The organism is Aequorivita todarodis, from assembly GCF_028561335.1.
Classification (GTDB): Bacteria; Bacteroidota; Bacteroidia; order Flavobacteriales; family Flavobacteriaceae; genus Aequorivita; species Aequorivita todarodis.
Window position 1 is genome coordinate 198617 of the sequence record NZ_JAQQTG010000020.1, and the last position, 14433, is coordinate 213049.

The window sequence follows — 14433 nt, forward strand, 5'->3', positions numbered from 1 at the left end:
ATGCTAATTTTCAAAACGGATACTCCAAATGCCGCGCACTTCATTTTCGCCATAGCCAGTAGCCTTATCCATTGGGTACAGTTCCTGTATCTTGGACAAGGTGAGGGTTTCCAGTTCCTTTCCGGGCGTGCCGTGACATTTTAAGCACATGGAATTGGTAACGATGGGGTAATAAAATTCTGTTTCCTTGCCCAAATCAACCACAATCGGGTTTGCCTCGTCTCCGGCAACTACTTGTTTTTTAAAGTTTTCAAGATATTGTAGCTCTGCGGCATTGGCTTTGTTTTGTGGGTTTCTCGGTTTATCGGTAACGCGTTTTATATGTGCCTTATGGACGGTAGCCATACTGTCCGTTATGGGCAGAGCTTGGACATTACAAAAGTCAAGTGCAGCGATAACCCCGTTTTTCTGGATCTGGCCCATCAGGTTTTTCCCCAATTCAGCCTTGGTGGACTGGGCCATTTGCATGCCGCGTTCCTTTACGGAAGGTTGGGCATTTGTATCTCGGTTTTTACCCATTCCTTTGCCATTCCCCATTCCGCGACCCATTCGGCCTTTCATCTGCGGTCTGTCGCCGTGCATTTGCTTGTAGTGGGCGTCAAACCATTCGGGCTCTTCTATATCGTTATCAAACATATAATCTGCAATTTGCTTGATAGTTTCCTCTGGATAGAATTGATAGGGCATCAATCCGAATTTCTTGATGGCGCCGGGCATTTTTGATTTTTCTTCGGAAGGATTCTTGGCCCACGCCACCATTGCCTCAATAAATTCTTCCTTTGAAGTTTCCTCAGAAATATAATGCATCTTTACGGCTACCATCGGAGGGGCAATCATTGCATCTTCGGCAGTTTTTGGATTGTGGCAAACGTAACAGTTGTTTTCCATCAATTTCTTGCCGGGATGTTCCTGATTTATTTCGGTTTCAGTGTTGTCTGCATTTTCGGCAATCGCCAAATATTCGCTGCGGGGATTGGTATTGCAGGCAGTGAATAAACTGATCAAAAATAATGTGGCTAAAAGTTTCATATTTTAAGTATAAAGTTGTGGACACTTCAAAAATAAAGGGAAACTTCACCCTTGACAGTAACAAAAGTTACACTTCAACGGTTTAAATATGTCATCTTAAAACTAAAGTGCGATTATTTTAATACTATTTCGGTTAAGTTCGATTTTCCCCATGGATTCCAGCTTTTTCAACAAACGCGATACCACTACGCGCGAAGTATGAAGCTCATATGCAATTTCCTGATGGGTGGAATTGATGAGGGAATCATTGGTTATCTTTTGTTTGTTTTGAAGGTATTTTACCAAGCGCTCGTCCATATTGTAAAATGCAATGCTGTCAATGGTTTCAAGCATTTCGGTAAGGCGGGCGTGGTAACTTTGAAAGACGAAATTGCGCCAACTTTTATACTTGCCCGTCCACTCCTCCATCTTTTGGATGGGAATCATAATCAAGGTTGTGTCGAGCTCTGCAATGGCGCGGATCTCACTTTTGGTCTGTCCCAAACAGCAGGTTAGGGTCATTGCGCAGGTATCGCCGCGTTCCAAAAAATAGAGCAGCAGTTCGTCCCCATCATCGTCTTCCCTTAAAATTTTAATCGCTCCTGAAATAAGCAAAGGCATGGAACGCACGTAATCGCCAATTTCAATTACCTTTTCGCCTTCCTTGACTTCCTTTAAAACCCCTACTTGGCCAATTTCGTCAATTAGGGCGTCCTCAAAAATATGCGAGAAGTTTTCCTTTAAATTATCGAGCATTATCACTTTTGTTTGGTTGGTTTTTTTTGACTTACGAAAATACCACTTTTATAATTATTTTTCGTTGGCTTCCCGCCTCTCTTGGCGCTCGATTTTTCTGAAATAACCACGGAAAAGGAAATTGTGTTTCAACGCCTCCATATTTTCGTTTAATTTTTCGGCGGCTTCCTTTATATTCCCCATCGTGGAATCGATGTTTTTTACCAAAACCTCATCCTGTGTAATATAGTTCAGAGTTCCCTTTCCAGCCTTTATTTCGGTGAGATAGGCTTCGAGATTTTTGGTTATTTCATTAATGTCCTGGCTCGATTTTTCAAGATTGCTGAATACGTCCCTTATTTGGTTGGCAGAAACCGTATCGCTCAAAAGCACTGCAGCCGCACTCTCATCATAATTCACTTTTGAGATAATAGTATTTATTTGTGAAATGGCGGCAGAGGTACCCTCAGTAGTTTTTTTGAGTTCTACCACTGTCTGTCTTAAATCCTGCGCCAATACCGTATCGGTAACCAATGCTCCTAAAGTGCCTTTACCTTCAAGGATTTTATTGGTTATTTTCAACAAATCTGCAGTTAACAAAGCGGCATTTTCATTGGTTGTGTTAAGTGTGGAAAGCATGTCGTCAGCGCCAATTTTACTGTAAGATTGAATGGTATCGCCCGCAATTACAGCTTGTGTGTTTTGACCCTTCCCGGGAATAATATTCACGACCATACTACCCACCAACCCATCGGAACCTATGGAAGCTATGGCGTCTTTTTTAATAAATCTTGAGGTTTTTGCCTCAACCTTCATTTGGATAGTGATGGTTCCCTCCTCGATCATTTCAATCTTGCTTACCGTGCCCACGTTAATGCCTGAGTAGCGCACGTTGTTGCCTATAATTAAGCCGTTTACGTTTCCAAAGGTAGCGTAGAGCTCAATGTTTTTGCTGAAAATGTGCTGTCGGTTGCCGATGGAATAAAGCGCCGCAATAAGAATGGCGGTGCCCACCACTACGAAAAGACCGACTTTTATTTTTTGGGAAGTTGATTTAGCCATAATTTTTAGTTTTTAAAGAATGCCCGGGTTTGGGGATCACTGGAATTTGACAGTTCATCATAAGTGCCCTCGGCATAGTTGATTCCATCTACCAGTAATATTATTCTATTCGAAATTACCCTTGCGCAATCCACATCGTGCGTGATAATGAGGGAAGAGGTGTTATACTCTTTTTGGATGCTTCGCATAAGCTGGATAATCTCGTTTGCCGTAATGGGGTCCAAGCCCGTTGTGGGCTCATCGTACATTATTATTTTCGGCTTTAAAATTAACGCCCGTGCCAGTGCTACCCTACGTTGCATTCCGCCGGAAAGTTCGGAAGGCATCAAATCGATTGTGTGCAGCAGTCCCACGCTTTTTAGCGCATCTTGTACGGATTGTTCCGTACTCTTAAAATCCTCAATTTTATCTTTGTGTCTTCGTAACGGAAACTCCAAGTTTTCCCGAACCGTCATAGAATCGTACAAAGCACTGCCCTGAAAGAGGAAACCGATTTGCGTCCGCAGAAAATCCAATTCCCTTTGGCCCATGGTGATGATGTCGTGACCGTTAATGGTAATGCTTCCGCTATCGGGCTGGATCAAGCCCACAATACACTTGACCATAACCGATTTCCCCGACCCAGACTTGCCCATAATCACCAGGTTTTCCCCTTTAAAAAGTTGAAGATTGAAACCTTTGAGCACATGGTTTTCGCCAAAGCTCTTATGGATATCTTTTAACTCAAGGACTGGTGTTTGGTTTTCTTTTTTCATTTAAACTTCAAAAAATATATCCGAAACAAATACGGCAATAAAATCTATTATAAACAATAACATAGAGGAATAAACCACTGCTGAATTTGAGGCTTCCCCTACCCCCACGGTACCTTTGGAACAATTGTAGCCTTTGTAGGTACCCACCAGGCCGATGGCAAAGCCAAAGAATACGGTCTTGACGGTTGCGGGAAGCACATCGCTAAAGCTCAAGGCGTCAAAAACCTTATTAAAATAGAGCGTATAGGAAACATCTCCCTTTAAATTCTCGATTATAGCAGATCCGAATAATGCGACGGTATCTCCCGCAATTACGAGCAAGGGCAACATTAAGGTAACCGCCAATATTCTGGTAACCACCAAATATTTGAACGGATTGGTGCCCGAGACCTCCATTGCGTCTATCTGCTCGGTTACACGCATGGAGCCGAGTTCCGCACCTATACCAGAGCCAATCCTTCCCGCGCAGATCAAGGCGATTATTACCGGGCCGATTTCCCGCACTATGGAAATACTGATCATGGATGGCATCCACGAGGCCGCGCCAAGATCGGTCAAAGTGGGGCGCGATTGAAGCGTAAAGACCAAGCCCAAAATAAAACCCGTCACCATTACCAAAAACAGGGAGCGGATGCCCATATTGTAGCATTGGCGTATCAGTTCCCTAAATTCAAATGGCGGACTGAACAATTCCCGAAAAAAACGTCCGGCAAATAAGGTCATATCGCCAATTTCAGCGAAAAACGATTTTGTACGGGTTATAAGGGAGTTTTCTTTTTTCATATACAACAGGGAAAATCAAAGATAATCCTACGAATAGGGAATAACTATGACAAACATCAGCAATAAATTTAATTAACAGATTCAAAATCTTATTCTTAGCAAACAGATACCATCCAAATTTAACTATCAATTTTGAGCTCGATTATGATTTTGGTCAGGGTTTATTTGCTTTAATTTTTACAATTTTGTTATCAAAATTTAGAACAATGACGAATCTTGGTTTAGTCCTTTCCGGTGGCGGAGCAAGGGGCGCCGCGCATATCGGGGTATTAAAGGCATTGGAGGAGCACGGCATTTCACCCACCCACGTTTCGGGCACCAGTGTGGGCGCCATTGTGGGGGCGTTATATTCGGCGGGGGTCCATTGGTCTGAAATATTAAAATTCTTTAAAACCGTTTCAATTTTTACCACCAAAAGATTTGCCTTTAACAAACCGGGGTTTTTGGATACCGAAAAGTTTTATGACGACCTAAAAGTGTTTTTTCCGAGGGATAATTTTGACGCCCTGGAAAAATCGCTCTATATAACCGCGACCAATGTGATTTCGGGAAATTTAAAGATTTTCAGCAAAGGCCAGCTTATAAAACCGGTTATAGCTTCCGCTTCCTTTCCGGGCGTTTTTACCCCAACCGAGATTAATGGTTCGTACTATATTGATGGGGGAATACTGAATAATTTTCCCGTGGAGCCGCTAAAGCAACACTGCGATACAATTATTGGGGTGTATATCAACTCCCTACAGAAAATCAGCATCAAGGATTTGAATCATTCCTATAATGTTGCCGATAGGGCACTTAAAATCAGGGCGGTTTCAGATTCTATAAGAAAATTCCCCGAATGCGATTTCGTTATTGCGCCCAAAGATGTGGGAGGCTTTGCCATATTCGGTATGAGCAATACGGATGCTATTTTTGAAATGGGGTATTCTGAAGCGATGACCGCTTTAAAGGAAAACGAAAACCTATTTAAGAATTGACTACAATTCAATTTCAAGTTGGATTGGGCAGTGGTCGGAGCCATAATATTCCGATAATATTGCTACATTTTTTATTTTTTCGAGCAAGGATTCACTTACCAAAAAATAATCTATGCGCCACCCACTATTGCGCTCCCGAGCCTTAAACCGATAGCTCCAGTAGGTGTAGGCCACGCTATCCGGATGGAAATGCCGATAGGTATCCACAAAACCTGCGTTGAGCAAATTGTCCATTCCGTCAATTTCAATTTGGGTATAACCTGCGGTTTTGTTGTAATTGGCCTTGTCATTTTTAAGGTCGATGGGACGGTGGGCAACATTTAAATCGCCGCAGAGAATTACAGGTTTTGATTTTTTCAAGTTAATGAGATAGCTTTGGAAGTCGTCATCCCAAGTCTTTCTATAATCCAGCCTTTCCAGTTGTTGCCCGGAATTGGGAACATATACATTGACCAAAAAGAAAGCCTCAAATTCCAAACAGATTACCCGGCCTTCGTTGTCGTGTTCCGCAACACCCATGTCGTACGTTACCGCCACAGGTTCCTTTTTGCTCAAGACCGCAACACCAGAATAGCCTTTCCGCTCTGCAGAATTGTAATATTGGTGATACTGGGTAATTTTGGACAAGGCCGTTTTTACCTCATCATCTTGGGCCTTGGTTTCCTGAAAGCAGATAATATCTGGATCCATGTTTGAAAAATCGTCAAAGAAATCCTTTTTGGTTATCGCCCTTACGCCGTTGATGTTCCACGAAATTATTTTCATAGCATCTGTTCTTTTTGTAAATATCTGAAAGGCGTAGAGAAATTGCAATTATATACCTATGAAATATTCGCAATTGCACGACTTAAGAGACACATCTATAAAGTACAATAATCACCGCAATACCAAAAATGGTAGTATAAATCAGTTTATTGTATTTCGCCAACCAATTCGGAAGAAAAATATCGAAGTTCGCTTTGGTGGAGTCGGAGTACTTTCGGGCAATAACCGTAAGCGGACAAAACATTCTAAAAGCCAGCAAAACCAAGCCTTCCATCAAAACAAGCGCAATGCAAATCCAGACCCATTTATCAATTTTATTGGCGATGGCGGCGTATAAAAGATAGAAAATCACCACGTTGAAAAACAGCCAAATAACCGTATGTAGGCTTTTTATAAACAGCAATTTCTTGTTTTTTGAATAGTCCATTTTCCTAATCTGAAATTTTTAAATTGTACTGAACATCCTGTAAATAGAACTTTCCGTAAACAAAATCGCCTTCGGGAAAGTGCCAAACGGCATCTGCAGCAACGGGCAGTTTATAGCCATTGACCGTGCCGTATTCGGTAACCGGGGTTGAAAACGGAACGTTTTGGTTAAAATTCACATCCACCCTATCTTCCGAAATAAAATTGATCAATCGCCCACTCTCGTCGAATTTCAAAATCGCCGATACTGAAACTTCTTCATTGTGAAAAACAGCCTTTACCGAATTATTATCCAAGGTTTGCCAATCGATCCTTTTATCAATCAAGGCTGCTGGCGCAAAAAGGCACATATCGTTAAAAAAAGTGACGGTCTCGGTCTTGAACATTTCGGGTTCCGCGATATTTACCACAGGAAAAACGGACAGCAGTTTTATAAGCATCGATGCCTTTCCATCTTTATATCGATGATAGCCCTGGGTGGGCAAGCCTTTGAAATTGGCCTTCATAAAAAACAAGCGCGTGGGATCTTCAAAAAAATTATACTGTTCCGAAGTGAACGCGAACCAATCCTTTCCCTTTTCGCGCATTTCCCCTTTAAAAATAGCTCTTGCAGTTTTTATTTTAGGTTTGCCGATTGTCCCGACATATTTGAGATAGTTCTGAACCGGAATAGGAAGTTGGGCAACATCGGCTTCGGAGATTATTTCTTCGGAAATACCAACATTTTTAAAGGACTGGGAAATATCTTTTTTAAATTCCCTTTCAAAATTCCAGCTCGCCATTGCCAATAGGGCTACAATAAGAACGATCAAATTGGCGAAAGTGCCAAATTTGGCGTCCTGCCAATTCACAATAATCAAGACCTGAGATACTACAACCGTTGCTACGGCGATCCAAAACCAAAGATTGTTTTTTAACAGAAATAGAATTCCTATCGTTATAAAAGTCAAAGCGACCGCGAGCCATAAAAGACCTTGCGGTTTTGAGAAATTTTGTGACAATTGTGGAATTTCAGCAAAGCCAAAAGCCTTTAAAAAGCCCATCAAATGAATAAGCCCGTGGAGTAAAAGAAGAATGAAGAATGCAATTTTCATTTTAAAATACTTTTCGTGATTTCGGTCTTAAAAGTCCCAAGCCAAACCAATTCCAAATGAGATATAATTCAGTTTTAATTCAGTTGAAGTATTTTCAATCGTTATATCCCTAGAAAGCGAACGGTAGCGAAGCATTGGGCGCAACGCGAGATTGGGGGCAAACTCATAATCTACTCCTGCAGCAACTTGCCATCCAAATCCGTGGCCAGTGTCGGCGGCAAAACTACCGCTGTTATTTTCCATTTCTATATGATTGTAAACCGCTCCAGCCCTTGCCAAGTAAGAAAATGCGGAAGTGCCGATAGGTTTTATGATTTGAAAACCGAAGGTGTACCCTGTTTCCCTGAGTTTAATTTCCTCAGTTAAAAAATTATCATCACCCTTAAACTCGTTTAATCCCCAACCCGCATAAGCTGCTAAATGGGGCATAATTTTATAGGCTCCCGCAAGTTCGAAACCAAAGCCAATTTTGGTGTCGGTATTGCCCACGTCACCCGTGGGAAAATTAAGACCAGGCCTGAATTCCAACGAAAATTTTTCCTGTGCTTCCGCTCCAATCGAAAACAGCAGCATGGTGGCAACAAGAAAAAAACTGAACTTTTTCATAATGTTTACGTTTTCGTGAAACACTCAAATTTACATTGGAAAGCAGTTTTTTACTATGATAAAAATCAGTTAAATATTGTTTATCAATAACTTAAATCCGATTAAGAAGAGGAAATAGCTGTTTTTGAAATTTGTTTGCGTTTCCACCATTTCACGATTTCAAACCACAACACACTCGACATCCCGATCCCAACACTGATGCCGAGCCGGTTTATATCAAGTCTTTCAAATTGAAAAAACTTAGTGAAGGGCGGCACAAAAAGGAGCAACAGGGTAATGCCCACGGTAATGCCCACGATGATTGGCACCAAGTTGTTTTTATATTTGAAAGTGGTAAAAATGGAGTAGATAAAAGAGCGGTTTACAAAGGTCAGCACAATGTTTGCGGTTATGAGGGCGGTATATACCATGGTCCGGGTTATCGCTTCATTTGCTCCATTGCCTACAGCAATTTGATATACCGCAAGTACGCCGGCCGTAATCGCCAATCCTTGGACAATACTGGTGAAAAGTTCGCTCCAATTAAAAAAGGTGCTGGAAAAAGGCCGTGGTTTTTGGAGCATGGAATCCTTTTCCAGCGGTTCGTTTTCATAAACTATCGAGCAGGTGGGGCCCATTATCAATTCCAACAAAATAACGTGTACGGGCGTGAAGATATTGGGATAGACCCAGCCCAAGACCAAAGGGATAAAAACGGTAAGAATTATGGGAATGTGGATAGAGATGATATACTGAATCGCCTTTTTAAGGTTGGAATATATTTTTCTGCCCATCGCCACGGCCTCCACCATTTTGGAAAGGTCGTCGTCCACAAGGATAAGCGAGGCGGATTGTTTGGCTATTTCGGTGCCTTTCTTCCCCATTGCCACCCCGATATTTGCGGCTTTTAGCGCCGGGCCGTCGTTTACGCCATCTCCCGTCATCGCCACTATATGGCCCTGCGCTTTTAGGGCGTTGATTATTTTAAGTTTCGCTTCTGGAAACATTCGCGCAAAAATATTTTTTTCCGAAGTGATCCTTGCCAGTTCCGAATCGTTCAGATGCACAAGGTCATCACCTGAAATAACTTCCCCCGAGCCCCTGAAATTTACCTTTTTGGCAATGGCTGCAGTGGTTTCGGCAATATCGCCAGTGATGATTTTAACCGCAATGCCCGCATTGTAAAAATCTTGGAATACTTTTGAAATGTTTCCTTTCGGCGGGTCATAAAAAGCGACGAGGCCCTTAAATTCAAACTTGAAATGCTGTTGTTTTTTTGGCCAGTCAGTTCCTTCAAATTTTGAAATTCCCACGCCCAAAACCCGATAGCCCTGGGCTGCCAGATCCGTTATTTTCTTTTTTAAAATTTCCTTTTCACTATCACTTAAACCTGAAACTGCCATCAAAGCTTCGGGCGCACCTTTGGCAGCGATGATTCTATCTCCCTTGTCATTTTCAAAAATATGGGTCATCATCGGGGGTTTGCCTCCCAGAGGATATTCGTGGACCATTTTGAAATTGGGCCTTTCATCGCTTTCAGCAATCCTTTTATAAAAACGGTGCAGCGATTGCTCCATGGTGTCAAAAGGAATGGGCTCGCTGGCCCACATTGCGGTAATTATGAGTTCCTTTTCACTGGCGGAAAGTACCTCTTTTACTGAAGTGACCTTATCGGTTTCCAGCGTGAAAATTTTATCGAGCCGCATTTTATTCTCCGTAATCGTCCCCGTCTTGTCCACACAGATTATCGTGGCACTACCCAGGGATTCCACGGTTTTCATCTGTTTTACGATCACGCCCATATTCATCAGCCGCCACGCGCCAATGGCCATAAAGGTGGTAAAGGCCACCGGGATTTCCTCCGGCAAGATGCTCATGGCAAGGGTAAGGGCCTTTAACAGACTGTCCAAAACGTCTTCGGAATTGTAATAATTGATGCCCCAAACCAAGAGAAAAACCACCGCTCCGGCGATTACCATCTTTTTTACAAAATTGTTTATCTGGAGTTCGAGCGTCGATTTTTCGGAAGAAATATCCTCTATGCTCTTCCCTATTTTGCCGACCTTGGTTTGGTTGCCTATTGCGGTTATTTCGGCAATGGCAAGCCCGCCCCCCACTTGGGTGCCCATATAAATTTTGTTGTCTGCGGAATTTGCCTCCTTTTCAACCGAAAAGGATTCCCCCGTTAAAATGGATTCGTTTACCGAAAAGTCGTTGGAGTGGACGATAATGCCATCAGCCACAATGGTTGACCCCTCCTCTACCATTAAAAAATCGCCCACTACCACGTCTTGGCTCATTATTTCGATGACTTCCCCATTGCGGATTACCTTGCAGTGCGGTTGGGAGAGCTCCTTTAGTTTTTCGAGGGCGTTATGGGTTTTGGCATCCTGATAAAGTGAAATGGCGGCAACCAAAAGAATGGCGGCGGCGAGGAAAATACCATCACCCGTATTTCCGGTGAAAAAGTAGAGGGTTGCGGCAACCAGCAGTAAAATCACCATCGGCTCTTTTGCCAAGCCTTTTATAGCCTCAAGAAAGTGGTTCTTCTTTTTTGATTCGAGAACATTGCTGCCGAATTTTTTCCGCGAAGCCAAGACCTCGGCGTCGGTCAGGCCTTTTATATTGAAGTTGGTTATGGGCATTTTTGGAGCGGGCTTAGTTAACCGTTAAAATTATGAATTTCCAACCCATTCATTTATGACAACTATCATCTAAAAAAAGAAAATTTCCAAAAAGAGGTCTCAACGGCGCCTGCCTGCTCTCCGTAGGAAGGCAGGCTCGACCGGACATCGATGTTACTAAAAAATTTACAACGGAATATTCCCGTGCTTCCTGTTTGGCCGCGGAACGTCCTTTGTTTCCAGCATCCCAAAAGCTTTCAACTATTTTCTGCGCGTTCGCGGGGAATTTCCCCTTCACTATTCGCTGTAACAATAGTTATTGTTTTTAAAATCAGATATATACTATTTTCTGGACTGAAAGGAAAGTATCAAAAAAAATAGCCGCGCCTTTATTGTTTTATAATTTTTTGGGTGAATGTTCTTCCTTCTTGAATTGTTGCCGTGAGTATATAAACACCTTTAGATAAATTTTCAATATTTACTGAAGAAATCCCTGAATCCCTTTTGAATAAAACTTCCTGTCCCAAAAGGTTTGAAATAGAGATTTCCGTAACAGGAGCCTTAGATGCAAGATAAAGGGAGGTATGAACGGGATTGGGATAGATAACAATGGGGACGGCCACATATTGTTCCAGTGAAAGAACCCCGTCGAGTTTGAACACCCAGAAATCGTGCTGCCCGTGATTCCCGCTCACATCGCCATCGTTGGATTTTGAATATCCTGCCAGGGCATAGCCGAAATCGGAAGTGGCAACAACAGCGTTGGTTGTATCAAGATCAGAGCCCCCAAAGGTGCTTTGCCATAGAATACCGCCCGAGGAGTCTATCTCCAGCACCCAGGCATCGCGCTCGCCGTGATTGTTTGTAATATCTCCATCGGTAGAAAAAGACACCCCGGAAATCACATACCCGCCGTTTGTACTCTCAACGATATAAGAGGAAAGGTCATCAGCACTCCCACCATAGCATTTCTGCCATTCCAAATTTCCGGCTCCGTCTATTTTAACGACCCAATAATCATTACCGCCGTGGTTACCACTAACTTCACCGTTATTGGATTTAGAATAGCCGGAAATAATATAGCCATTATCATCTGTCAATAAAATAGCGAGACTATAATCATCTTGGCTGCCCCCGTAGTTTTTTTGCCATTCCATATCTCCAATTGGATCCAATTTCAGCACCCAATAATCATAGCCGCCGTGAGGATTTGTTATATCACCATCGGTGGAACGGCTCATTCCGGTAACAATATATCCACCATTGGGGGTTTGCTTTACGTCCTGTGCATAGTCGCTTTCGGAACCCCCGTATGTTTTTTGCCATTCAATGGTTCCCTGGGCGTTAGTCTTAAAAATCCAATAATCGCGTTCCCCTTGGTTATTGGTTATATCGCCATCGTTTGAGGTGGTAGGTGCAATAAATAAAAATCCGCCATCGGTGGTTTCAATCATCCCAGTAATATATTCATTTAAGCTTCCGCCATACGATTTTTCCCATTGAATATCCCCAACGCTATTCAGTTTGACCGCCCACGCATCGTTCATTCCGTGGTTATTGCTTACATCGCCATCCGTAGATTCACTTTGCCCTCCAATTAAATATCCGCCATCACTGGTGTTTATAACACTGTACCCAAACTCATAACCTGAACCTCCATAGGAGCGTTCCCATTCCAGTTGGCCTGCCCCGTTTAGTTTAACCAGCCAATAATCCATATTGCCCTTGTTTTCCGAAACATCGCCATCACTCGATTCACTGTGCCCCATAACTATAAAGCCGTTATCAGGTGTCTGTATAATTTTATAGGCATATTCATTTCCAGATCCGCCCAAGGAATTTTGCCATTGCATATTCGCAGGTTGCCCCAGTAAACTATGGCTACAAATGAAAAGTACCAAAAACGTTAATTGTGTTTTCATTGCTTAAGAATTTTTTGAGTAAATGTTCTTCCTTCCTGAAGCGTAGCCGTAAGAAAATAGGCCCCTTTAGATAAGTTTTCAAGATTTAATGAGGAAATATCAGTATCCCTTTTGTAAAAAACTTGCTGTCCCAATAAGTTTGAAATAGAGATTTCCGTTACGGGAACCCCAGATTTAATATTAAGGGAATTAGCAACCGGATTGGGGTAAAGTTCAATGGGCACAATCGATACTTCCGGGGAAGAAAGCAGGCTCTCCAGCTGTATCGAAATAAAGTCTGAAGCTCCGTGGTTGCCAGTTATTTCACCGTCATCGGAATAGGAATATCCTGCAAAAAGTAGATTTCCGCTATCATTTAAGCCGATAGCATTTATATAGTCATGGTGAGACCCACCGTAGGAACGCTCCCAAGCAATGTTGCCCGTGGCATTTATTTGAAAGACCCAACAATCGAAGTTCCCATGATTATTGCCCACATCCCCATCGCTGGATTGACTGCTCGTTCCTATTAAATAATTCCCGGCATCCGTGGGTATGATCGCTTCGCCAAAATCGCCAAAACTTCCGCCGTATGATTTTTCCCAATCCAAATTTCCGGAAGCATCCAACTTCAAAATCCATACATCGTACCAATCGTAGTGGTTGCCGATATCCCCATCACTGGATTCTGAAGCACCTACCACAAGATACCCACCGTCATCGGTCTGAATTACATCTTTTGGGCGTTCCCGTTCGGAACCTCCATAATCATGCTGCCATTGCAATGCACCAAAACTATCTGTTTTTACAATCCAATAATCACTGAGGCCCTGATTGCCGGAAACATCCCCATCAGACGATTCAGAATCGCCAACCAATATATATCCGTTATCAGAGGTTTGTTTTATTGCCCAGACATACTCAATGGCCGAGCCACCGTAATTATTTTCCCATTCAATTGCTCCTGCGGGGTCTATTTTTACCATCCAATAATCTTGGATGCCATTGTTGGCGCCAACATCGCCATTGGAAGAATACGAATTTCCGGCAACCATGTAACCGCCATCTGCCGTTTGAATAATAGCTTGGGCATCGTCATTATTTGTTCCGCCATAGGTCTGTTCCCACACTATGTTTCCGGCACTATCCAATTTCAATACCCAAAAATCACGACTTCCGTGATTGGACGAAACATCACCATCATTTGAAGCGGTACTGCCCGCAACCATGTAACCGCCATCAGCGGTTTGGATAATTGAATTGGCGCGATCGTCCGCGGAGCCGCCAAAAGCCTTTTCCCATTCCAAAACGCCACTGGCATCAAGCTTTACGACCCAATAATCCTTGCCTCCGTGATTTCCGGTGACGTTCCCGTCATTAGACTCGGTAAAACCCGCCAAAATAATACCGCCATCTTCCGTCACGGCTGAAGATTGGGCTTCATCATTAAGCGTACCACCCAAGGAGTTTTGCCAGATAATATCGGGCTGCGCAATTATGCAAGAGGTCCAGAACAAAAAAATAAGAGAAGGAAATCCTTTACTAAGGATGTTAGAATTTAAAAAAAACGCATTCATAGATAAAAAGTTTAATGGTTTCTGTTGCAAAGATTTACTTAAACCATAAACTTCTTTTGCTCTATTGTTTCAAATAATAGAACAAATGTAACAAAGACGATTTTTTTTAAAATTTTACCGAATGGAATATTAAATATTGGG

Annotated in this window: 13 protein-coding genes; 1 reads left to right on the plus strand and 12 read right to left on the minus strand. The window is 42.6% G+C overall.

All coding sequences use genetic code 11. The features are described from left to right. Positions 1–3: 3 nt before the first annotated feature. The 5 genes from POV26_RS10185 to POV26_RS10205 all read right to left on the minus strand — a co-directional run bounded on the left by POV26_RS10185 (position 4) and on the right by POV26_RS10205 (position 4343). Positions 4–1029 (minus strand): c-type heme family protein, encoded by a 1026-nt coding sequence (locus tag POV26_RS10185; RefSeq protein ID WP_272856365.1) that lies wholly within the window; start codon positions 1027–1029, stop codon positions 4–6. Positions 1030–1131: 102 nt separating this feature from the next. Beyond that, positions 1132–1764 carry a Crp/Fnr family transcriptional regulator gene (locus tag POV26_RS10190; protein WP_272856366.1) on the minus strand — a complete coding sequence of 211 codons (633 nt, stop codon included), beginning with the start codon at positions 1762–1764 and terminating at the stop codon, positions 1132–1134. 54 nt (positions 1765–1818) lie between these two features. Continuing rightward, positions 1819–2805 carry an MlaD family protein gene (locus tag POV26_RS10195; protein WP_272856367.1) on the minus strand — a complete coding sequence of 329 codons (987 nt, stop codon included), beginning with the start codon at positions 2803–2805 and terminating at the stop codon, positions 1819–1821. A gap of 5 nt (positions 2806–2810) precedes the next feature. Then, on the minus strand, positions 2811–3560 hold the full coding sequence (locus POV26_RS10200) for an ABC transporter ATP-binding protein (RefSeq protein WP_045080070.1): 750 nt from the start codon (positions 3558–3560) through the stop codon (positions 2811–2813). Beyond that, positions 3561–4343 carry an MlaE family ABC transporter permease gene (locus tag POV26_RS10205; protein WP_272856368.1) on the minus strand — a complete coding sequence of 261 codons (783 nt, stop codon included), beginning with the start codon at positions 4341–4343 and terminating at the stop codon, positions 3561–3563. Between the two features lie 206 nt (positions 4344–4549). Here POV26_RS10205 and POV26_RS10210 point away from each other — a divergent pair, with 206 nt between their 5' ends. Continuing rightward, on the plus strand, positions 4550–5320 hold the full coding sequence (locus POV26_RS10210) for a patatin-like phospholipase family protein (RefSeq protein ID WP_272856369.1): 771 nt from the start codon (positions 4550–4552) through the stop codon (positions 5318–5320). Here the strand turns inward: POV26_RS10210 and POV26_RS10215 are convergent, their stop codons facing one another. From POV26_RS10215 to POV26_RS10245, 7 genes are all read right to left on the minus strand, one after another. Continuing rightward, entirely contained in the window at positions 5321–6085 is a 765-nt protein-coding gene (locus POV26_RS10215) for an exodeoxyribonuclease III (protein ID WP_272856370.1), read from the minus strand. It lies immediately after the preceding gene. 82 nt (positions 6086–6167) lie between these two features. Next, on the minus strand, positions 6168–6512 hold the full coding sequence (locus tag POV26_RS10220) for a hypothetical protein (protein WP_272856371.1): 345 nt from the start codon (positions 6510–6512) through the stop codon (positions 6168–6170). A 4-nt stretch (positions 6513–6516) separates the two neighbouring features. Next, positions 6517–7605, minus strand: coding sequence for a DUF6544 family protein (locus POV26_RS10225; RefSeq protein WP_272856372.1), 1089 nt, complete (start codon positions 7603–7605; stop codon positions 6517–6519). A gap of 27 nt (positions 7606–7632) precedes the next feature. Next, positions 7633–8211 (minus strand): porin family protein, encoded by a 579-nt coding sequence (locus POV26_RS10230; protein ID WP_272856373.1) that lies wholly within the window; start codon positions 8209–8211, stop codon positions 7633–7635. A 101-nt stretch (positions 8212–8312) separates the two neighbouring features. Beyond that, positions 8313–10835, minus strand: a complete 2523-nt coding sequence (locus POV26_RS10235; protein WP_272856374.1) for a cation-translocating P-type ATPase — start codon at positions 10833–10835, stop codon at positions 8313–8315. A 368-nt stretch (positions 10836–11203) separates the two neighbouring features. Beyond that, positions 11204–12736: a T9SS type A sorting domain-containing protein gene (locus POV26_RS10240; protein ID WP_272856375.1), complete on the minus strand. Its 1533-nt coding sequence runs from the start codon at positions 12734–12736 to the stop codon at positions 11204–11206. Further along, positions 12733–14292, minus strand: coding sequence for a T9SS type A sorting domain-containing protein (locus POV26_RS10245; RefSeq protein ID WP_272856376.1), 1560 nt, complete (start codon positions 14290–14292; stop codon positions 12733–12735). The genes POV26_RS10240 and POV26_RS10245 overlap by 4 nt, the downstream gene beginning before the upstream one ends. Positions 14293–14433: the final 141 nt, after the last annotated feature.

Coding starts and splice junctions, on each gene's coding strand:
- POV26_RS10185 (WP_272856365.1), bottom strand. CDS start 1,029: ATGAAACTTTTAGCCACATTATTTTTGATCAGTTTATTCACTGCCTGC.
- POV26_RS10190 (WP_272856366.1), bottom strand. CDS start 1,764: ATGCTCGATAATTTAAAGGAAAACTTCTCGCATATTTTTGAGGACGCC.
- POV26_RS10235 (WP_272856374.1), bottom strand. CDS start 10,835: ATGCCCATAACCAACTTCAATATAAAAGGCCTGACCGACGCCGAGGTC.
- POV26_RS10220 (WP_272856371.1), bottom strand. CDS start 6,512: ATGGACTATTCAAAAAACAAGAAATTGCTGTTTATAAAAAGCCTACAT.
- POV26_RS10230 (WP_272856373.1), bottom strand. CDS start 8,211: ATGAAAAAGTTCAGTTTTTTTCTTGTTGCCACCATGCTGCTGTTTTCG.
- POV26_RS10195 (WP_272856367.1), bottom strand. CDS start 2,805: ATGGCTAAATCAACTTCCCAAAAAATAAAAGTCGGTCTTTTCGTAGTG.
- POV26_RS10210 (WP_272856369.1), top strand. CDS start 4,550: ATGACGAATCTTGGTTTAGTCCTTTCCGGTGGCGGAGCAAGGGGCGCC.
- POV26_RS10215 (WP_272856370.1), bottom strand. CDS start 6,085: ATGAAAATAATTTCGTGGAACATCAACGGCGTAAGGGCGATAACCAAA.
- POV26_RS10245 (WP_272856376.1), bottom strand. CDS start 14,292: ATGAATGCGTTTTTTTTAAATTCTAACATCCTTAGTAAAGGATTTCCT.
- POV26_RS10200 (WP_045080070.1), bottom strand. CDS start 3,560: ATGAAAAAAGAAAACCAAACACCAGTCCTTGAGTTAAAAGATATCCAT.
- POV26_RS10225 (WP_272856372.1), bottom strand. CDS start 7,605: ATGAAAATTGCATTCTTCATTCTTCTTTTACTCCACGGGCTTATTCAT.
- POV26_RS10240 (WP_272856375.1), bottom strand. CDS start 12,736: ATGAAAACACAATTAACGTTTTTGGTACTTTTCATTTGTAGCCATAGT.
- POV26_RS10205 (WP_272856368.1), bottom strand. CDS start 4,343: ATGAAAAAAGAAAACTCCCTTATAACCCGTACAAAATCGTTTTTCGCT.